This is a genomic window from Burkholderia metallica, from assembly GCF_001718555.1.
GTDB classification, from domain to species: domain Bacteria; phylum Pseudomonadota; class Gammaproteobacteria; order Burkholderiales; family Burkholderiaceae; genus Burkholderia; species Burkholderia metallica.
Genome location: NZ_CP013403.1, coordinates 1258703 through 1279271, shown reverse-complemented (window position 1 = coordinate 1279271; position 20569 = coordinate 1258703). Strand labels below are relative to the sequence as shown.

General features: G+C 70.1%; 17 protein-coding genes. 13 read left to right on the top strand and 4 right to left on the bottom strand.

Annotated features, from left to right (window positions below; translation table 11 throughout):
* The first annotated feature begins 2 nt into the window (after window positions 1–2).
* A complete protein-coding gene (locus tag WJ16_RS25385; protein WP_208607024.1) occupies window positions 3–977 on the top strand; it encodes a LysR family transcriptional regulator in 975 nt (324 codons plus the stop codon).
* A 61-nt stretch (window positions 978–1038) separates the two neighbouring features.
* On the opposite strand, the gene WJ16_RS25380 is transcribed toward WJ16_RS25385, so the two are convergent.
* Window positions 1039–2370, bottom strand: coding sequence for an acyl-CoA dehydrogenase family protein (locus tag WJ16_RS25380; RefSeq protein WP_069259790.1), 1332 nt, complete (start codon window positions 2368–2370; stop codon window positions 1039–1041).
* 306 nt (window positions 2371–2676) lie between these two features.
* On the opposite strand from WJ16_RS25380, the gene WJ16_RS25375 reads away from it, so the two are divergent.
* The 8 genes from WJ16_RS25375 (at window position 2677) to WJ16_RS25340 (ending at window position 10795) form a co-directional block, all read left to right on the top strand.
* A complete protein-coding gene (locus tag WJ16_RS25375) occupies window positions 2677–3762 on the top strand; it encodes an LLM class flavin-dependent oxidoreductase (protein ID WP_069259789.1) in 1086 nt (361 codons plus the stop codon).
* Window positions 3763–3785: 23 nt separating this feature from the next.
* Window positions 3786–4625 carry a class II aldolase/adducin family protein gene (locus WJ16_RS25370; protein WP_069259788.1) on the top strand — a complete coding sequence of 280 codons (840 nt, stop codon included), beginning with the start codon at window positions 3786–3788 and terminating at the stop codon, window positions 4623–4625.
* A 32-nt stretch (window positions 4626–4657) separates the two neighbouring features.
* A complete protein-coding gene (locus WJ16_RS25365; protein WP_069259787.1) occupies window positions 4658–5701 on the top strand; it encodes an ABC transporter substrate-binding protein in 1044 nt (347 codons plus the stop codon).
* 4 nt (window positions 5702–5705) lie between these two features.
* Window positions 5706–6800, top strand: a complete 1095-nt coding sequence (locus WJ16_RS25360) for an ABC transporter permease (protein ID WP_069261132.1) — start codon at window positions 5706–5708, stop codon at window positions 6798–6800.
* Window positions 6794–7615 (top strand): ABC transporter ATP-binding protein, encoded by an 822-nt coding sequence (locus WJ16_RS25355; RefSeq protein ID WP_069259786.1) that lies wholly within the window; start codon window positions 6794–6796, stop codon window positions 7613–7615. Before WJ16_RS25360 ends, WJ16_RS25355 begins: the two co-directional genes overlap by 7 nt.
* 50 nt (window positions 7616–7665) lie before the next feature.
* Entirely contained in the window at window positions 7666–8850 is a 1185-nt protein-coding gene (locus WJ16_RS25350; protein ID WP_069261131.1) for a c-type cytochrome, read from the top strand.
* Between the two features lie 36 nt (window positions 8851–8886).
* Window positions 8887–9840 (top strand): ABC transporter substrate-binding protein, encoded by a 954-nt coding sequence (locus WJ16_RS25345; protein WP_069259785.1) that lies wholly within the window; start codon window positions 8887–8889, stop codon window positions 9838–9840.
* An 88-nt stretch (window positions 9841–9928) separates the two neighbouring features.
* The gene (locus WJ16_RS25340) at window positions 9929–10795 is read left to right on the top strand and encodes an MOSC domain-containing protein (RefSeq protein WP_069259784.1); all 867 of its coding nucleotides are present in this window, start codon (window positions 9929–9931) and stop codon (window positions 10793–10795) included.
* Between the two features lie 107 nt (window positions 10796–10902).
* Here WJ16_RS25340 and WJ16_RS25335 read toward each other — a convergent pair whose 3' ends face one another.
* The 3 genes from WJ16_RS25335 to WJ16_RS25325 all read right to left on the bottom strand — a co-directional run bounded on the left by WJ16_RS25335 (window position 10903) and on the right by WJ16_RS25325 (window position 14558).
* The gene (locus tag WJ16_RS25335; RefSeq protein ID WP_069261130.1) at window positions 10903–12321 is read right to left on the bottom strand and encodes a sensor histidine kinase; all 1419 of its coding nucleotides are present in this window, start codon (window positions 12319–12321) and stop codon (window positions 10903–10905) included.
* A 181-nt stretch (window positions 12322–12502) separates the two neighbouring features.
* On the bottom strand, window positions 12503–13183 hold the full coding sequence (locus WJ16_RS25330; RefSeq protein WP_011355366.1) for a response regulator: 681 nt from the start codon (window positions 13181–13183) through the stop codon (window positions 12503–12505).
* A 136-nt stretch (window positions 13184–13319) separates the two neighbouring features.
* Window positions 13320–14558, bottom strand: coding sequence for a multidrug effflux MFS transporter (locus WJ16_RS25325; protein ID WP_069259783.1), 1239 nt, complete (start codon window positions 14556–14558; stop codon window positions 13320–13322).
* A 101-nt stretch (window positions 14559–14659) separates the two neighbouring features.
* On the opposite strand from WJ16_RS25325, the gene pdxR reads away from it, so the two are divergent.
* The 4 genes from pdxR to WJ16_RS25305 all read left to right on the top strand — a co-directional run bounded on the left by pdxR (window position 14660) and on the right by WJ16_RS25305 (window position 20394).
* Window positions 14660–16141 carry a MocR-like pyridoxine biosynthesis transcription factor PdxR gene (pdxR, locus tag WJ16_RS25320; protein WP_069259782.1) on the top strand — a complete coding sequence of 494 codons (1482 nt, stop codon included), beginning with the start codon at window positions 14660–14662 and terminating at the stop codon, window positions 16139–16141.
* A gap of 219 nt (window positions 16142–16360) precedes the next feature.
* Entirely contained in the window at window positions 16361–17461 is a 1101-nt protein-coding gene (locus WJ16_RS25315; RefSeq protein ID WP_069259781.1) for an ABC transporter substrate-binding protein, read from the top strand.
* A gap of 100 nt (window positions 17462–17561) precedes the next feature.
* Window positions 17562–19334 (top strand): ABC transporter permease, encoded by a 1773-nt coding sequence (locus tag WJ16_RS25310; RefSeq protein WP_069259780.1) that lies wholly within the window; start codon window positions 17562–17564, stop codon window positions 19332–19334.
* On the top strand, window positions 19327–20394 hold the full coding sequence (locus tag WJ16_RS25305; RefSeq protein ID WP_069259779.1) for an ABC transporter ATP-binding protein: 1068 nt from the start codon (window positions 19327–19329) through the stop codon (window positions 20392–20394). The genes WJ16_RS25310 and WJ16_RS25305 overlap by 8 nt, the downstream gene beginning before the upstream one ends.
* Window positions 20395–20569 lie beyond the last annotated feature (175 nt).

Sequence of the window (20569 nt, the reverse complement as noted above, 5' to 3'; positions counted from 1 at the left end):
ATATGATGCCGAATATGATGGATCGTCATGATGCACCCGAAAGTCCATGCAGAACAAACATGAAAATTAGCGATATCGACGCTTTTGCAGCGGTCGTCCGCTGCCAGACACTGAGCCAGGCCGCGGCCGAGCTCGGGATGACGCAGCCCGCAATCACGCGGCGCGTCCAGAATCTCGAGGAAGCGCTCGGCGTGACGCTGCTCGACCGCAACACGAAGCCGCCGCGCCCGACCGACATCGGCCGGCGCGTCTTCGAACAGTGTCGCGCGATCCTGCGCGAAGTCGATGCGCTGCGCGAGCTGACGGCCGGCGAGCAGCCGCCCGCCGGCGAATTCCGGATCGGGCTCACGCAGGGCCTCGGCGAGCTGATGCTGCCCGCGCTGATCGCCGCACTCGCCGAGCAGTGGCCCGCGCTCGCGACGCAGGTCACGACCGCGTGGGGCGGCATGCTCGTCGAGCGCGTTGCCCGTCGCGAACTCGATGCGGCGCTCGTCTTCCTCGCGCGCGAGATGGTGCTGCCCGCGCAGGTCGAGGGCGAACGGCTGCTGGCCACGCGGCTCGTCGCGGTCGGCCGCAAGGGCGACTGGCCACGCCGCAGTTACCGGCTCGCCGATTGCCGCGCGCACGGCTGGGTGCTCAATCCCGACGGTTGCGGCTTTCGCGCGGGCTTGCGGCGCGCGCTCGACGCGCAGGGGCTGCCGATGCCGGTCACGCTCGACACCTACGGCCGCGACCTGCAACTGCAGAGCGTCGCGAACGGCTTCGGGATCGGGCTGATGCCGCTGCCGCTCGTCGAAGGCAGCCCGCTGCGCGATGCGCTCGACATCGTGCCGCTCGTCGATTTCAAGCCGCAGATCGATCTGTGGCTGCTGCGCCGGCACGATGCGGCCCGCTTCGACGCGCCGCTCGCCGCCGTTGCCGCACAGGCGCGCGCGGCATTCGCGCTGCCCGAGCAGCGGCACGGCAAGGCTGCGTGATCCGGCCGGGCGGTGCAGGCATCGCGCCGCCCGCTCGACACCTGCGCGCGGGGCGCTCCGCTCACGCATCGACGCGGCCGCGTCGGGTGTCGTCGAGTGGCGCGGCGCTTTTCGTTTCGCCCTTCGACTCGCCCCTTCCCGCCGCTTCGAGTACCGCGCGCCCGGCCGCCACCGCGATCGCGTCGTCCTGCGGCGTATGCACGCGGCTGCACAGCACGTCGCGATAGTGGCGTTCGAGCGGATTGGCGCGGCTCAACCCGTGATTGCCCGACAGCTTCAACGCCTGCTCGACCGTACGAATCGCGTGCTCGGTTACCGTGCGCTTGACGAGGCCGCTCGTCGCGACCGGCGGCGCATTGCCCGCGTCGGTACGTGCGATGTGATCGTCGAGCAGCACGCGGTTCGCATGCAGCCAGCCCTCGATGTCGCCGACCGCTTCCTGCACGCGCGGCAGTGTCGCGAGCGGCGCGCCCAGCCCGCTCGGCGCACGCGTCGTCGCGAAACCGACCAGCCAGTCGCGCGACGCGCGCGCCACCGCGTCGTACAGGCTGCCGAGCAGCGCGACCATCCACGCCTGCTGGTCGGCCTGCGCATCGGCATCCGCATGGGATGCGGCCGACACGGCCCATGCGTCCGGTGCGCGTACGTCGACCGCATGATCGGCCGGCAGCCGCACGTCGTCGAACACGACTTCATGGCTGCCTGACGCACGCAGGCCGAGGTGATTCCAGCTTTCGATCACGCGGATGCGGTCGCCATCCGCAGCGGGCTCGCGCGGCACGAGAAACACGCCGACCCGCGGCGCCGGCTCGTCGGTGCGCGCCCACACGGCCAGCCAGCGCAGCGCCGGGATGCCGGTGCAGTACAGCTTGTGACCGGACAGCCGCCAGCCGTCGCCGTCGCGACGCGCGATGGTTTCCGGCAGGCCGCCGCGCGACGGCGAACCGAGCGCGGGCTCGACGCGCAGCGCGTTGATCAGCGCGCCTTGCGCGACCGCGCTGTCGAACACCGCGCGCCGGAGCTGCGCCGGCCAGCGAGTGTCGGCGCGACCGAGCGCGCGATGCTGCAGATAGGTCATCGTCAGCACCAGCGCGGTTGCCGGATCGGCACGCGCGACGGCCGCCACGATCCGGCTCGCCTGCGCGAGCGTCGCCCCGGCGCCGCCGAACGCGCGCGGCACGACCTGCGCGATCAGCCCCGCGCGCTGCAGCCGCGCGAAGTTTTCATGCGGAAAGCGGCCGTCGGCATCGTTGCGGGCCGCATCGGCGGCAAGGGCCGGCGCGAGACGGTCGAGCAGCGCGGCGACGCGTGCGTCGTCGGCATCGTCGGTGGGCAACAGGCGCAGCGAAGGCGGCTGCGGCGACGGCGAGGAAGCGGCAAGGCTGGCGGACATCGGCACGGATTCCCTGGGACATGCGGAAAAGGACAGGCCGCGACGACGCAACGGCAATCGGTCGCCGCGCGTCGCGGTCTTTCATGAAGTCGACGATCGGGCGCGTGCGGTGGTTAGGTTCGCCGGCGCCCGCGCGCCCGATCGTTCGTGAGCCCACAGCGTAGGCGCAGCGCCCCGCCGCCCAAACCATGCAAATCTGATATTCAAATCGGGATTGATTATTTCCGTTCCGCATGATCCCGGCGTTAACCTGCGGTCCATTCCTGCCCGGCCGCGCGCCGGGACGTCCCTGCACCGGAGACCCAGATGAGCGTCGAATTCATCGGCATGATCCAGAGCCAGAAGCAGTCGGAAATCCACCCGGCGTCCGGCCCCGTGGTCGATCCCGACTACGTGCGCGACTTCGCGCGCGCCCACGAGACGGCCGGCTTCGACCGGATCCTCGTGCCGCACCACTCGACCGGCCCGTCGGCGACGCTGACGATCGCGTTCGCCGCGGCCGCGACCGAGCGCATCCACTTCATGCTCGCTCATCGTCCGGGCTTCACCGCGCCGACGCTCGCCGCGCGCCAGATCGCGACGCTCGACCAGTTCAGCCGCGGCCGGCTCGCCGTGCATTTCATCTCCGGCGGCTCGGACAGCGAGCAACAGCGCGACGGCGATTTCCTCGACCACGACGCGCGCTACGCGCGTACCGACGAATACCTCGGCATCCTGCGGCGGATCTGGACCGAAGCGCAGCCGTTCGATCACGACGGCGCGCACTACCGGTTCAAGCAGGGCTTTTCGGAAGTGAAGCCGCTCCAGCAGCCGCATGTGCCGATCTACTTCGGCGGCGCATCGGAGGCCGCGCTCGCGGTGGCCGGCAAGCACGCGGACGTCTACGCGCTGTGGGGCGAATCGCTCGACCAGGTGCGCGACCTGACCGCGCGGGTGCGCGCCGAAGCCGCGCGGCACGGCCGGCAGGTGCGCTTCTCCGTGTCGTTCCGCCCGATCCTCGCCGCGACCGAGGACGAAGCGTGGGCGCGTGCGCATCGCATCCTCGACGAAACGCGCCGGCTGCGCGAAGCGGCCGGCCTCGGCGCCGGCGGCCCGCAGCAGAGCGAAGGCGCGCGCCGCCTGCTCGCCGCGGCCGAACGCGGCTCGCGCGTCGACAAGCGGCTGTGGACCGAGATTGCGAAGCTCACCGGCGCGCGCTCGAATTCGACGGCGCTGGTCGGCACGCCCGAACAGGTCGCCGATGCACTGCTCGACTACTACGACCTCGGCGTGACGACGTTCCTGATCCGCGGCTTCGATCCGCTGGAAGACGCGATCGACTACGGCCGCGAACTGATTCCGCGCGTGCGTGCCGCGGTCGCCGCACGCGACGCGGCGCGCCGCGCAGCCTGAGCCCGACGGAGCGATACACGATCATGTCCGCCGTCCTTGCCTCCCCCGCCCGCACCGCATCGGGCCTCGAACTCGCCGAAGCGCCGCGCCAGCATTTCTGGTTCGATCCGCCGGCGCCGCGCGTCGACGTCGCCGCCGAGCGCCGTCACCGTCAGGAACGGCTCGCCGCCGCGTTCCGCCTGTTCGCGCGCTTCGGCTTCGCACAGGGTCTCGCCGGCCACATCACCGCGCGCGACCCCGAACTGCCCGACCACTTCTGGGTGAATCCGCTCGGCCTGCATTTCTCGCAGATCAAGGTGTCCGACCTGCTGCTCGTCAACGCGCGCGGCGAAACCGCGATCGGCACGCGGCCGCTGAACAAGGCCGCATTCGCGATTCACGCGGCGATTCACGACGCGCATCCGCACGTCGTCGCCGCCGCGCACACGCATTCGACGTACGGCAAGGCGTGGTCGACGCTCGGCCGGCCGCTCGATCCGCTCACGCAGGACGCGTGCGTGTTCTACGAGGATCACGCGCTGTTCGACGACTTCACGGGGATGGTCGTCGACACGAGCGAAGGCGCGCGGATCGCCGCTGCGCTCGCGAAACCGGACGGCACCACGCACAAGGGCGTGATCCTGAAGAACCACGGCATCCTGAGCGTCGGCCCGACGGTCGAGGCCGCCGCGTGGTGGTACATCGCGCTCGACAATGCCGCGCACACGCAGTTGCTGGCCGAAGCGGCCGGCACGCCGCAGCCGATCGATCACGCGACCGCGCGGCACACGCACGGCCAGATCGGCGGCCCGGAGGGGGCACTGCATGCGTTCGACAGCTTGTTCGCGCGCGTCGTCGCCGACGAACCCGACCTGCTCGACTGAGCACCTTTGCGCACGACCCGAGACCCGACCACATGACCCGAACCACCGCACCCGTGCCCGCCGACGCGCACGACACGCACGACGACAAACGCCGCAAGCTGCTGCGCGCAGCCGGCGCCGCCGCACTCGCCGCGCCCGCGATCACGCTCGGTCGCAAGGCCTGGTCCGCGCCGCCGCTGAAGAAGCTCACGTTCGCGTGGAACCAGAACGCGTTCTGCCTGACGCCGATCGTCGTCGCGCAGGAGCGCGGCTTCTTCGAGAAGAACGGCCTGAAGGTCGAGCTGATCAACTACAGCGGCTCGACCGACCAGCTGCTCGAATCGATCGCGACCGGCAAGGCCGATGCGGCGGTCGGCATGATCCATCGCTGGCTCAAGCCGCTCGAAGCCGGCTTCGACGTGAAGATCATCGGCAGCTCGCACGGCGGCTGCGTGCGGCTGCTCGGCGCGAAGGCGGCCGGCGTGACGACGCTGCAGGCGCTGAAGGGCAAGACGGTCGGCGTCAGCGATCTGGCCGCGCCCGGCAAGCATTTCTTTTCGATCCTGCTCGCGAAGAACGGGATCGATCCCGAACGCGACATCACGTGGCGGCAGTATCCGGCCGACCTGCTCGGCGTCGCGGTCGACAAGGGCGAGATTCACGCGATCGCCGACGGCGACCCGAATCTCTATCTGCTCGAAAAGCGCAGCAACGGTGCGTACACCGAACTGGCGACGAACCTGTCCGGCGAATACGCGCGCAAGGTGTGCTGCGTGATCGGCGCGCGCGGCGACCTCGTGCGCAACGACCGGCCGTCGGCGGCCGCGCTCGCGCGCTCGATCGTGCAGGCCACCGAATTCACGCACGACAATCCGAACGAAGCCGCGAAGGTGTTCGCGAAGTATTCGCCGAAGATCAGCCCCGACGACCTGCGCAAGCTGTACGCGACGCTCACCTACACGCACCATCCGACCAACGTCGACCTGCAGCAGGAAATTGCGTTCTACGCGGACGATTTCCGCCGCATCAGCGTGCTGAAGAAGAGCACCGACCCGCAGCGCTTCGCGCAGCAGGTCTATGCGAACGTGCTGGGGTGACGCGATGTCGACGATCGAACACGCGCCCGCCGCACGCACCCCATCCGCGCCTTCCGGCGGCGATGCCGTCGCCCCCGCGGCACGCATCGCCTGCACGGCCTGCGAAGCCACGCTGGCCGCCGAGGCTCGCCGCGCCCGCACTTGGCCGACCGGCATCGCGGCCGCGCTCGCGTGGGCCGCGCTCGGCGCGCTCACGCAGCTGTGGCCGAACCGCGTGGTCGGCTTCACCGACTGGGCCTACACGGACACGTTCGGCACGGCCGCGTGGACGATCGCCGCGCTGCTGCTCGTCGCCGCGACGCTCGGCCAGCTCGCTCCCGCGACGCGCACGCCGCTCGCGCGCGTGCGCGCGGCCGGCCCATGGCTCGTCGCGCTGCCGCTCGCGCTCGCCGCGTGGGAAATCCTCACCGCGAAAACCGGCTGGCTGCCGACGCCGTTCTTCGCGCCGCCGCAGGCGCTGATCGAGGTCTACGTCGACGACTGGCCGCGCCTCGCCGGCAGCGCCGGCAACACGCTGAAGCTGCTCGCGCTCGGCTTTGCGTACGGCGTCGCGGTCGGCTTCGCCGTGGGCGTGTCGATCGGCTGGTCGCGCCGGATCGGCTACTGGGTGCATCCGGTGCTGCGCGTGCTCGGCCCCGTGCCGGCCACCGCGCTGCTGCCGCTCACGTTCTACTTCTTCCCGTCGAGCTATTCGGCCGCCGCGTTCCTGATCGCGCTCGCGACCGGCTTCCCGGTCGCGGTGCTGACGTGGTCGGGCGTCGCGAGCGTCAACAAGCAGTATTACGACGTCGCGCGCACGCTCGGTGCGAATGCGCGCTTCCTCGTGCTGCGCGTCGCGATTCCGGCCGCGCTGCCGCACGTGTTCGTCGGCATCTTCATGGGGCTGAGCGCGTCGTTCACGGTGCTGGTCGTCGCCGAGATGATGGGCGTCAAGTCCGGGCTCGGCTGGTACCTGAGCTGGGCGCAGGGTTGGGCGTCGTACGTGAACATGTATGCGGCGCTGATCGTGATGGCGCTGCTGTTTTCCGGGCTGATCGCGCTGCTGTTCGCGGTGCGCGACCGCGTGCTCGCGTGGCAGAAAGGAACCGTCAAATGGTGAGCGTCGCCGTACCCGAATCGTCCGTTGCCGCCGCCGCGGCTCCCGCCGTCACGCCGCCGCGCGGCGCGCGCATCGACATCCGCCGCGTGAGCCACGCATTCGATGGCCCCGGCGGCGCGCTGCCGGTGCTGGACGACGTCACGCTGTCGGTCGCGGCCGGCGAATTCGTCGCGCTGCTCGGCCCGAGCGGCTGCGGGAAATCGACGCTGCTGCGCCTCGTCGCGGGGCTCGACGCCGCGCGGCAAGGCACGATCGCGCAGGACGGCGTGCCGATCGCGCAACCCGATCCGTCGCGCATCGTCGTGTTCCAGGACCCGACGCTGTACCCGTGGCGGCGCGTGCGCGCGAACGTCGCACTCGGCCTCGAGGCGCGCGGCGTCGCGCGTGCGTCGCAGCACCGCGTCGACGAGGCGCTCGCGCGCGTCGGGCTGCAGGAATTCTCGAACGTGTTCCCGCATCAGTTGTCTGGCGGGATGGCGCAGCGGGTCGCGCTGGCCCGCGCGCTCGTCAACGATCCGCGCCTGCTGATTCTCGACGAGCCGCTCGGCAAGCTCGATTCGCTCACGCGGCTCACGATGCAGGCCGAACTCACCGCGCTGTGGCGACGCGACGGGTTCTCCGCGCTGCTCGTCACGCACGACGTCGAGGAAGCGCTGTTCCTCGCGCAACGGGTGATCGTGTTCGGGCCGCGGCCCGCGCGGATCGTCGCCGAATTGCGCGTCGACCTGCCCTACCCGCGCCATCGCGGCGACCCGCGCCTCGCCGAACTGCGTCACGACGCGCTGCGGCACCTCGGGCTCGATGCGAGCTGGTAGATGCGCGGTGCCGCTCGACGATGGGCCGCCGCGCGGCGCGAAGGGTGCCGATGAACGCGCCGACGTTCGCCGACTGGGCACTCGTGTTCCTGCAAGCGCTGTATCGCACGCAGATCGCGCTCGCGCACGGGCTGCATGCGCTCGGCCTGACGGGCGATGCCGACGGTCAGCCCGCGTGGCCGTGGGCGCACCGCGTCGCGCTCGAAACGCTGCGGATCGACGCGGGACTCACGCGGCAACTCGCGTTCGCCGCCGCGGCGACGGCGCTGGCCGTCGCGCTCGCGTGCGTCGCGTTCGCTTCGCGCAGATGGCGTATCGCGTCGGCGCTCGCTGCGCTGGCCGCCGGCTGGTTCGCGCCGTGGCCGCCGGCCGCGCTGTGGCTCGCACCCGCCGTGCCGACGAGTTTCCAGCGCGATCCCGCGCCGTTTTCCGTCTCGAACGTGATGCGCGGCGCGCACCTGTATGCGCAGCACTGCGCGGCCTGCCACGGGACGGACGGCCGCGGCGAAGGGCCGCTCGCGGCCACGCTCGCGCACTGGCCGCCGACCTTCGCCGGCGCGCTGCTCGCCCGGCGTCTCGACGGCGAACTGTTCTGGCGCGTGCGTCACGGCATGCACGACGAACGCGGCGCGCCGACGATGCCCGGCTTCGCCGCGACGCTCGGGCCGCAGGACACCTGGGCCGTGCTCGACTACCTGAAAGCGCTCGCCGCGGGCAGCGGCGCGCAGGCCGAAGGCGCGTGGCCCGTGCCCGTCCCGCTGCCGGCGCTCGACGTGCGTTGCGGCGCCGCCGCGCCGCAGCCGCTCGAGCGCTGGCGCGCAGGCCAGCGCGTGCGCATCGTCGCGCTCGCGCCGGGCGCGACGCCGCCGCCGGAAGACGCGCGCTGGCAAACCCTGCTCGTCACGGCACACGGCGCACCCGTGCCGCCGGCGGCCGGTGCGACGCGCGCCGATTGCGTCGCCGCGACGCCCGATGCGTGGCGCGCGTTCGCGACGATCGCCGGCGTGGCGCCCGACGCGCTCGGCGGCACGCAGCTGCTCGCCGATCGTCGCGGCTGGCTGCGGGCGCGTGCGTTGCCGGGCAGCGCCGGCTGGTCGGATGCCGACCTGCTGTGCCGCGCGGACGGCCTCGCACGACCCGCCGGACCGGCCGCGAGCGGCGATCCGCTGACCGCGCTGCTGCTGCGCGTCGACTCGGAGCCCGTGCGCGACGTCCAGGCCGGGCTGCCGCACTGAATGCATGCTGAACCTCTCTTCTCACCGACTTTCACGATGAATCCGACCCGACGCCACTTCCTCGCACAAGCGAGCGCCCTTGCCACGATCGCCACGGCCCCGGCCGCGCTGCGCGCACAGACGGGCACGCGGCCGCTGCTGCGCGCCGGCGACCAGAAAGGCGGGCTGCGCGCGCTGCTCGAAGCGGCCGGCGAACTGAACGGCCTGACGTACGACATCGCGTGGACCGAATTCCCGGCCGCCGCGCCGCTCGCCGAAGCGCTGAACGCGGCCGCCGTCGACTGCGGGCCGATCGGCGACGCGCCGGTGATCTTCGCGCTCGCGTCGGGCGCCCGCATCAAGGTGATCGGCGCGAACCGATCCGACCCGTACGGCACCGCGGTGCTCGTGCGGCCCGATGCGCCGCTGAAAGGCCCGGCGGACCTGAAAGGCAAGCGCATCGGTACCACGCGCGGCTCGATCGGCCATTTCGTCACGCTGAAGGCGCTCGATGCGGCCGGCCTGCCGCCCGACGCGGTATCGTTCCGCTTCCTGCCGCCGGCCGACACGATGCTTGCGCTCGCAACCGGTTCGATCGATGCGTGGGCGACGTGGGAGCCCTATACCGCGCTCGCGGAAACCGGCGGCCGCGCGCGCGTGCTCGTCAACGGCCGCGGGCTGTGGTCGGGCCTCAGCTACCTCGCGGCGACCGACGCGGCGATCGCGTCGAAGCGCGACGTGCTGCACGATTTCCTGCGGCGCGTCGTGCGCGCGCAGGCGTGGTCGTACCGGCACGTCGACGCGTATTCCGCCGCACTCGCCCGCATCATCGGCATTCCTCCGGCGGCCGCGAAGCTGCAATTCGAACGCCGCAACACACGCTGGCTGCCGATCGATGCGACGATCGTCGCCGAGCAGCAGCGCACGGCCGATTTCTACCTGAAGGCGGGCCTGCTGCGCCAGCCGCTCGCCGTGCGCGCGACGTTCGACGCGGGCTTCCCGCTCGCGTGACCGGCCGCGCGGCGGCACGCAGCCGCCCGAACGGTTGCGGCGCGATCTGGCACAATCGCGATCTCGTCATCCGCCTTCAGCCAGCGTCATGCCAGCCATCTCCGAACTCTTCGTCTACCCGATCAAATCCTGTGCCGGCATCGCGCTGTCGCGCGCGCAACTGCTCGAAACGGGCCTCGCGTACGACCGCCACTGGCTGATCACCGACCCCGCCGGGCAGATGATCACGCAGCGCACGCACCCGCGCCTCGCGCTGATCCGCACCGCGCTCGACAGCGAGGCGCTCGTGCTGAACGCGCCGGGCATGCGCGAACTCCGCACGCCGCTCGACGGCGACGTATCGCCCGCCACGCCGAAAATGGCCGCGACCGTGTGGCGCGACACCGTCGACGCGATCGACACGGGCGCCGAAACGGCCGCGTGGCTCACCGAGTTCCTCGGCACGCCCACGAAGCTCGCGCGCTTCGCGGCCGACGCGCGCCGCAGCTGCAACCGCAAATGGACCGGCGACGTCGATACGCACACGCAGTTCGCCGACGGCTACCCGCTGCTCGTGATCGGCCAGTCGTCGCTCGACGACCTGAACGCACGGCTCGCCGCGAAAGGCGCACCGGCGATTCCGATGAACCGCTTCCGTCCTAACATCGTCGTGTCGGATCTCGACGCGTACGAAGAGGATTTCGTCGAACATTTCGATACGGAAGGCGCGACGCCCGTGCGGCTGCGCCTCGTGAAGCCATGCACGCGCTGCCCGATGCCGACGATCGACCAGGTCACCGGCGCGCCCGATCCCGCGTGGCCGCATGAACCGACCGACACGATGCAGACCTATCGCGCGAACCCGAACTTCAACGGCGAGCTGACGTTCGGCGTCAACGCGATCGTGGTCGCCGGCGCGGGGGCGTGGCTCGAAATCGGGCAATCGCTGGAAGCGGAGATCGGGTTCGGCGATTGAGCCGCGCGCTCGGCACCGCACCACACCGCACGCAATAGCCCCGGCCAGCCCCGCCATCGGAAGGCGGCGTTACCCGGGCCGCCGCCGTCCCGCAGCGGCCATCGTCGTCACGCGGCACGCGGCGCCCCAACGCCCACCGCCGGCAACCGGATCGTCACGACCAACCCGCCCCCCGCCGCATCGGCCAGCGTCACGCTGCCCTGATGCACGCGCGCGATTTCGCGCACGATCGACAGCCCGAGCCCCGTCCCTTCGACCGTCTGCGTCTTGCTGCCGCGATGAAAACGCTCGAACACCGCGTCGCGCTCGTCCGCCGGAACGCCCGGCCCGTTGTCGATGACGTCGAGCCGCGCATGCTCGCCGTCGCGCGACACGCGCACCGTGATCACCGCGCGATCGCCCGCATAGCGGATCGCGTTGTCGATCAGGTTGCCGATCATCTCGCCGAGCAGGTCGGGCTGCCCGTGCACGTCGACGTCGGCCTCGTGCTCGAAACCGAGATCGATGTCGCGCGCGCGTGCGACCGGCGACCAGTCGAGCGTCACGCTGCGCGCGAGCCGGTGCAGCGCGACCGGCCGGTGCGCGACCGCATGGCCGCTGTCCGAATCGAGCCGCGACAGCGACAGCAGTTGCTGGACGATCTTCGCGGCCTGCCGCACCGCGCCGTTCGCGCGCCGCAGATGCCCGTTCGCGCGCGCCTGCTCGTCGGGCCGCAGCGCGAGTTCGACACCGGCCTGCACGGCCGCGAGCGGTGTCTTCAGTTGATGGGCCGCATCCGCGAAGAAGCGGCGCCGCGCGACCTGCATGCGCTGCGTACGGCCGATGTACTGGTTGATCGACTCGACGAGCGGCGCAAGCTCGCTCGGCATCGCGCCGGGTTCGAGCGGCGTCGTATCGTCCTCGCTGCGCGCGGCGACCGTCGCCGACAGCCGGTTCAGCGGCCGCAGCCCGCGCCCGACGCCGAGCCACACGATGCCGAGCGCAAGCACGACGAGCAGCCCTTCCTGCAGCAGCGACCCGACCAGGATTTCGCGCGCGAGCGCCTGGCGCGCCTCGATCGTCTCGCCGACCATCACCCACACGATGCGCGACTGCGCGGTCGGCACGTCGTGCACCGGGATGCGCAGCGCGGCCATCCGCAACTGCTCGCCGCGATAGACGACGTCGTAGTAGCGCGTGACGAACAGCGCACCGTCGCCCGCGTCGCGCCCCTGCGGCAGCGGCAGGTCCGGGTAGCCGGTGATCGTGTGGCCGTTGTCTTCGCGGATCAGGTAGTAGATCTTGCCGCCGTCGCTCGATTCGAGCATTTCGAGCGCGAGATACGGCAGGTCGACCTCGATCTCGCCGTCGTTGAGCCGCACGCCTTCGCGGATCGACTTCAGCGACGACGACAGCGTGCGGTCGAACGCGACGTGCGCGGCATTCATCGCGCGCTGGTACGTGAGCCAGGAGTCGAGCGCGAGCAGGCCGAGCAGCGGCAGCAGCAGCCACAGCGCAACCTGCGTGCGCAGGTTCGGGCGGATCACTCGGCCCCCCGCCCGGCTGCGCCATGCGGCATAGCGGAGCATGCACGCCGCACCGCTGCGCGCCCGCGCGCCCGGCCGTGAATCGCATGCGTGTGACGGCCGGGCCGCGAACGTGTCGACCCGGCGCAGCACGTCGACGCGTACACCGGTCCCGCGCAAGGATCGTGAGCGCGTCGGCGGCTCATTCCGCCGTCTCCGCCTTCGCTTCCAGCAGATAACCGAGCCCGCGCAGCGTGACGATCGCGATGCCCGTGTTCTCGAGCTTCTTGCGCAGCCGGTACACGTAGATTTCGATCGCATCGGCATTCACCGACTCGTCGAGCCCGAAGATCTTCTCCGACAGCGTTTCCTTGTTGATCGCGCGGCCATTGCGCAGGATCAGCACTTCCAGCACCGAGCGCTCGCGCGGCGTGAGCGACAGCGGCTCGCCCGCGAGGTGGAAGCTGCGGTCGATACTGTCGTACGAAAGCGGCCCGCACTCGACCCGCGAATGCTCGTGGCCGAGGCTGCGGCGGATCAGCGCGCGGGCGCGCGCCTCCAGCTCGGTCAGTTCGAACGGCTTCGCGAGATAGTCGTCGGCGCCGAGATCGAGCCCTTTCACGCGATCCTCGACCGACCCGTGCGCGGTCAGGATCAGCACCGGCACCGGATTGCGCCGTGCACGCAAGCGCCGCAGCACTTCCAGCCCGTCGAGCTTCGGCAGCCCGAGATCGAGGATCACCAGCGCGTAGTCCTGCGTGCGCAGCACGTGGTCGGCCGCCTCGCCGTCCGCCATGTGATCGACCGCGAAGCGCGCCGCGCTCAGCGCGTCGTTCAGCGACTGGGCGAGGTTCGGATTGTCTTCGACGAGCAGCACACGCATGGGGATTCCGGTAAGGTCAGCGACAGGCCGCTACATTACATGATCCTTTCCACGGCGACGCCTCGCGGAAAACACGGGTTGCACAGCCGGCGCGGACACGCGTCGCGCGGGCCGGCCTTCGCTCGTCGCTCGGCACTCAGCGCTCGGCGGCGGCCCCGCTGCGCGTCGTGAAGCGCGCACCGTCGCCCGCGCGCCGCCGCTCGCGCAGGCCGACCGCCACCGCCACGAACGCCACGCTCGCACCGGCCGTGACGACGATCATCGGGCGCGCGGTACCGTCCGACAGCCACGCCAGCACGCCGCCGCACGCGGCCGTGATCGCCATCTGGATAAAGAAGAACAACCCGGACGCCGTCCCGGCGATCGTCGCGTACGGCTGCATCACCGCGAACTGGCAAGCGGGAATCGCGATCCCGACGGCGATCATCACGAAGAACATCGGCACGACGAGCGCCGCCACCGACGCCGGCGCAATCGCCGCGCCGATCCACAGCACGGCGGCACTCGCCAGATTCACGCCCGCCGCCGCCGCGATGACCGAATCGGCCTTCCAGCGGGTGCCGGTCCGTGCGAACAGGTTCGAACCGATCAGATAACCGAGCACGGTCAGGCCGAAAATGGCGGCATACATCGGGCCGGATACGCCCCGTTGCCGCTGGAACAGCGTCGACGATTCCGCGATGAACGGGTAGTACGTGCAGTACGCGAAACTGATCGCGAGCGAGTAATGCAGGAAGCGGCGTTCGCGCAACAGGCCCGCGTAGGTCCGCAGGAGCCCCGTGCGCGGCGCTGGCCGCGCGTCGCGTTCGCGGGTCTCGGGCAGGTAGCGCAGCACCATCGCCGTCGCGACCAGGCCGCCCGCCGCCAGCGAGCCGAACACGCCGCGCCATCCGAGCCACTCGGCCACCGCGCTGCCGGCCATCGGCGCAATCACCGGCGACAGCGCCATGCCGGCCGAAATCCGGCCCAGCATCGCGGCCTGTATCGCGGTCGGGAAGCGCTCGCGCACGATCACCCGGCCGATCACCGTTCCGCAGCAGCCGCCCAATGCCTGGAAGATGCGTGCGGCGACGATCGCCGCGATGCTGGTCGACCACGCGCAGGCGACGCTCGCGACCACGTACAGGCACAGGCCGCCGAGCAGGACCGGACGGCGGCCGTAACGGTCGGACAACGGCCCCGACACCAGCATCGACAGCGCATAGCCGACCATGTAGAAGGTCAGCGTGAGCTGCAACTGCGCGTCGGTGCCGTGCAGCGCGTCGGCCATCGCCGGCAGCGACGGCAGATACGCATCGATCGTGACCCGCGGCAGGCACACGACGAGCAGCAACAGGCACAGCCAGCCCCACTGGGGTAATGAACGCGTTTTCATGGGGAAGCCCGTCTCCGGTCGGATTGATGTGGTCGTCAGCAATCTAAGGTCAAAGTGATATAAGCTGAAGGGCCATTAAATCCGCCACCGACTAGACCACTATGCCGCGAGGCAAAGCCGCGATTCCGCTCGATCTGCCGTGCCCGGCCGGGCTGTCCACGGGCAGTCCGCAGTCGAAGCAGGACTGCATTGCCGATGCGCTGCGCGACGCGATCCTGAAGCGCCTGCTGCCCGGCGACAGCCCGCTGCCGTCCAGCCGCACGCTCGCCGCGCGCTGGGGCGTCGCCCGGGGCACCGTCGAAGCGGCGTACGACCGGCTCGGCTCGGAGGGCTACATCGCCCGCACGCAAGGATCCGGGTCGCGGGTGTGCGCGGTGGTGCCGGACAGCTATCTGCGCGCGGCCGCGCAGTCGCGCGACACCGGCCTTCCCCGTTCCGGCCCACCCGCTGCGGCGGCGCCCGATGCCGCCGCGCCGGAACAGGGCGTGCGCCCGGGCGTGCCGTTCGTCGCACGGCTGGCCGATCCCGGCCTGCTGCCGATGCAGCAGTGGAAGAAGGCGCTCGGCGCGAGCCTGCTCGCCGCGACCGCGAACGACCTCGGTGCCACGCCGGCGCAAGGCGTCGAGGCCCTGCGCGACGAAATCGCCGCGTACCTGCGGGAATACCGCGGCATCCCGTGCAATGCCGGCGACATCGTGATCACGACCGGCATCCGGCATTCGATCGATCTCGTCGCGCGCACGCTGCTCGCGCCCGGCTCGACGGTGCTGATGGAAGATCCGGGCTACGTGTCGGCCTGGCAGATCTTCACGATCGCGGGCGCGACCGTGATCGACGTGCCGGTCGATCGGGAAGGCATCGACACGGCGTCGCTTGGCCGGCATCCCGAGGCGCGCGCGGCCTACGTGACGCCCGCGCATCAGGCGCCGCTCGGCGTCACGATGTCGGTGTCGCGCCGGCTCGAACTGCTCGACTGGGCGCAGCGCAACCGCGCGTGGATCATCGAGGACGACTACGACGGCGAATTCAGCTACCAGACCGCCCCGCTGCCGGCGCTGAAATCGCTCGACGCGTGCGATCGCGTGATCTACTGCGGCTCGTTCAACAAGACGCTGTTCTCGGGGCTGCGCATCGGCTTCATGGTCGTGCCGGCCGAACTGCGGCCGGCGCTGTCGGCCGTGTGGCATGCGACCGCGCGCTCGGTGGGCGCGGCGCCGCAACTGGCGCTGGCCCGCTTCATCGCGCACGGCGATTTTGCGAAGCACCTGCGCGCCGCGCGTCACGCGTACCGCCAGCGACGCGACATCGTGCTCGACCAGTTGGCGAAACACGCGCTCGGGCGGTACGCGGTGTCCGGCGAACACGCGGGCTTTCATTTCGTGCTGTGGCTGCCGCCCGGAATGGACGACGCCACGTACGTCGCGCAAGCGCGGGCGGCCGGCGTCGAATTGCAGCCGATCCGCGCATTCTGTCGCAGCGCGCGGTGCGAGGCGGGCGTCGTCGTCGGCTACTCGGCGCTGACGGCCGCGCACGCGCGGCATGGCGGCCGGCTGCTCGCCAAGCTGCTCGCGCCGCCCGCATAGCGGCCCTTGCCCTCGTTGCCGGGCCCCGCGGCACCCCCCCTCCTTCCGTCTCCCCCATCGTGCCGCGCGCCGCGAAACGCGGCGCCGCCGCCGCTTCGACTTCGGGAAATCCATGACCCAAAGGACACGATTGTGAACAGAAATGAAAGCGGGCTGAAAGTGCGCCGCAATTAACATCCGCTCCACTCGAACAACACCTAGACGTAACTGGAGGAAGACATGCCGTTTGCACCGAAGCAGCTCGCCGCCATGCTGGCGGTCGTTCTGGGCACTGCCGCCGGCGCCGCCGCCGCGCAGGTTCCGGCCGGGTATCCGGGGAGCTACCAGGGCGTGATCGACGCCGCGAAGAAGGAAGGCAAGCTGATCGTCTACTCGACGACCGACACGGGCCTCGTGCGCCCGCTGATCAAGGACTTCGAAAGCCTGTACGGCGTGAAGGTCGAGTACAACGACATGAACAGCACCGAGCTGTACAACCGCTACATCAGCGAGAACGCGGCGAGCAGCACCAGCGCCGACGTGCTGTGGAGCTCGGCGATGGACCTGCAGGTCAAGCTCGTCAACGACGGCCTGATGGCGTCCTACGATTCGCCCGAAAGCGCGAACGTGCCGCAATGGGCGCAGTACCAGAAGCAGGCGTACGGCACGACGTTCGAGCCGCTCGCGATCGTCTACAACAAGCGCCTGATCCCCGAGAACGAAGTGCCGAAAACGCGCGCCGACCTGATCAAGCTGCTCACGTCGCAACCCGACCGGTTCAAGGGCAAGGTCACGACGTACGACGTCGAGAAATCGGGCGTCGGCTTCAACGCGCTGACGCAGGACGCGCACCTGAACGAGAAGGTCACGTGGGAACTCGTGAAGGCGATCGGCGCGACCGGACCGAAGCTGCAGTCGAGCACCGGCGCGATGATGGAACGGATCTCGTCGGGCGAGAACCTGATCGGCTACAACATCATCGGTTCGTACGCCTACGCGAAAGCGAAGAAGGACAAGTCGATCGGCTACGTGTTTCCGAGGGACTACACGCAGATCGTGAGCCGCCTCGCGACGATCTCGAAGAAATCGAAGAACCCGAACGCCGCGAAGCTGTGGGTCGACTACCTGCTGTCCAAGCGCGGCCAGACGCTGATCGCGGACCAGGCGAACCTGTATGCGATCCGCACGGACGTGACTGGCGAAACGTCGGCCGCGAGCCTCACGAAAGAACTCGGCGATTCGCTGAAGCCGATCCAGATCGGCACCGGCCTGCTCGTCTATCTCGACCAGTCGAAGCGCCTCGCTTTCCTGAAGCAATGGCAGCAGGCGATCAAGCGCTGATCCGCTGACTGCCGGCCGCCCGCCGCATTCGGCGCGGGCGGCCCCTTCCCCTTACCGACTTCCTTGAGGCGGCCATCCGGATGGCCGCAGGGGCGAACTCATGCTTTCAACCAGCACACACGGAACGGCACCCACCGCTCCGCCCACCGCCGGCCCGCGCGACACGATTCCCGCGCTGCCGGTCAGCAGCCTGCAGCCGCTCGCCGGCATGCTGCGCTGGATCGTCGTTGCGGTGCTGACCGTCGCGGTCGCGCTGCCGCTCGGCTTCATCCTGTTCCAGAGCCTGCTGTCCGCGCCGTTCTTCGACGCGAACAAGACGCTCGGCATCGAAGGCTTCCGCTTCATCTTCCACGATCCCGACTTCTGGTCGGCCGTGAAGAACTCGTTCATCATCGCCGGCGGGATGCTGTTCATCTCGATCCCGCTCGGCGGCATCCTCGCGTTCCTGATGGTGCGCACCGACCTGCCCGGCCGCCGCTGGCTCGAACCGCTGCTGCTCACGCCCGTGTTCGTGTCGCCGATGGTGCTCGCGTTCGGCTACGTGGTCGCGGCGGGCCCGGTCGGCTTCTACTCGGTGTGGTTCAAGGAACTGTTCGGGGTGCAGAACGTACCCTGGAACGTGTACTCGATCTTCGCGATCACCGTGATCGTCGGCCTCACGCACGTGCCGCACGTGTACCTGTACTCGTCGGCCGCGCTGCGCAACCTCGGCTCGGACGTCGAGGAAGCCGCGCGCGTGACGGGCGCCCGCCCGTTCCGCGTCGCACTCGACGTGAGCCTGCCGATGACGATGCCCGCGCTGCTGTTCGCCGGCGTGCTCGTGTTCTTCCTCGGCTTCGAGGTGTTCGGGCTGCCGCTCGTGCTCGGCGATCCGGAAGGCCACCTCGTGCTCGCGACCTACCTGTACAAGCTGACCAACAAGCTCGGCGTGCCGTCGTACCACCTGATGGCCGCGGTCGCGGTGTGCATCGTCGCGATCACGTTCCCGCTCGTGCTGCTGCAGCGCCGCCTGCTGAAAACGGCGAACCGCTTCGTCACCGTGAAGGGCAAGGCCGGCCGCGCGACGGTGCTGCCGCTCGGCGTGTGGCGCTGGGTCGCGCTCGCGATCGTCGCGCTGTGGCTGATGCTGACCGTGATCGTGCCGATCTCCGGCATCGTGCTGCGCGCGTTCGTGACCAACTGGGGCGAAGGCGTCGCGCTCGCCGAGGTGCTGACGCTGTCGAACTTCATCGAGCTGTTCGAACAGGACAACCTGGTGCGCGCGATCGTCAACACGCTCGGCATCGGCGTGATCGGCGGCGCGCTCGCGGTCGGCTTCTACTCGCTCGTCGCATTTGCCGGCCACCGCCGCCCCGACTGGGCGACCAAGCTGCTCGACTATCTCGTGCTGCTGCCGCGCGCGGTGCCCGGCCTGCTCGCCGGCCTCGCGTTCCTGTGGATCTTTCTGTTCGTCCCCGGCCTGCGCGAGCTGAAGAACTCGATGTGGAGCATCTGGATCGCCTACACGGTCGTGTGGCTCGCGTACGGGATGCGGCTCATCCAGAGCGCGCTGCTGCAGGTCGGCCCGGAACTGGAGGAAGCGGGCCGCAGCGTCGGCGCGACGCGCAGCCGCGTGTCGCTCGACGTGACGCTGCCGCTCGTGCGTTTCGGCCTGCTCGCGGCATGGCTGCTGATCTTCATGATCTTCGAGCGCGAATACTCGACGGCCGTCTACCTGCTGTCGCCCGGCACCGAAGTGATCGGCGCGCTGCTCGTGTCGCTGTGGGCGACCGGCGCCGTCGACCAGGTCGCCGCGCTTTCTGTCATCAACATTGCGATGGTCGGCGCCGGTCTCGGCGTGGCCCTGCGTTTCGGAGTGAAACTTCATGGATAAGCTCATCGTCGACGACCTGCATCTCAGCTACGGCGCCAATCCGATCCTCAAGGGCGTGTCGTTCGAACTGAAGGCCGGCGAAGTCGTGTGCCTGCTCGGCGCGTCGGGCAGCGGCAAGACCACGCTGCTGCGCGCGGTGGCCGGCCTCGAACAGCCGTCCGACGGCCGTATCCAGCTCGACGACCGCGTGTTCTTCGACGGCGCGAAACGCATCGACCTGCCCGTCGAACAACGCTCGCTCGGCCTCGTGTTCCAGTCGTATGCGCTGTGGCCGCACCGCACCGTGGCCGACAACGTCGGCTACGGGCTGAAGCTGCGCCGCGTCGCCCCGGCCGAACAGAAGCGCCGCGTGCAGGCCGCGCTCGACCAGCTCGGCCTCGGCCATCTCGCGGAACGCTTTCCGCACCAGCTGTCGGGCGGCCAGCAACAGCGCGTCGCGATTGCGCGCGCGCTCGTCTACAACCCGCCGGTGATCCTGCTCGACGAACCGCTGTCGAACCTCGACGCGAAACTGCGCGAGGAAGCACGTGCGTGGCTGCGCGAGCTGATCGTGTCGCTCGGGCTGTCGGCCCTGTGCGTGACGCACGACCAGACCGAAGCGATGGCGATGTCCGACCGCATCCTGCTGCTGCGCAACGGCCGCATCGAGCAGGAAGGCACGCCGGCCGAGCTGTACGGCGCGCCGCGCTCGCTGTACACGGCCGAGTTCATGGGCAGCAACAACCGGATCGATGCACGCGTCGCGGCGATCGACGGCGAACGCGTGACGCTGGCCGGCGACGGCTGGGAACTGCAGGCGCTCGCCCGCGACACGTTCGCGCCGGGCCAGGACGCGCAGGCGGTGATCCGCCTCGAACGCGTGCAGGTCGCCGACGGCCCGGGCGCGAACCGCCTGCAGGCCGATCTCGTCACGTCGATGTATCTCGGCGACCGCTGGGAATACCTGTTCCATTGCGGCGAGATGCGCCTGCGCGCGTTCGGCCACGTGCCGCGCGCGGCCGGCAAGCACTGGATCGAATTCCCGGCCAACGACTGCTGGGCGTTCGCGAAAGCGGGCTGACCCGGTCGCGGCGGGCGCATTGCCCGCCACCTGCGCGCTGTCCGTCACCTGTCGACACGCATGTCCGGCGGACGTCTTCGGGCGTCCGCCGCGGCATGCTGGGCGCCGTATCCGCTTCATCACGCTCACCCCGGTTTACCCGGCTTCACCCTGCTTTCCGCTGTTTCACCTACTC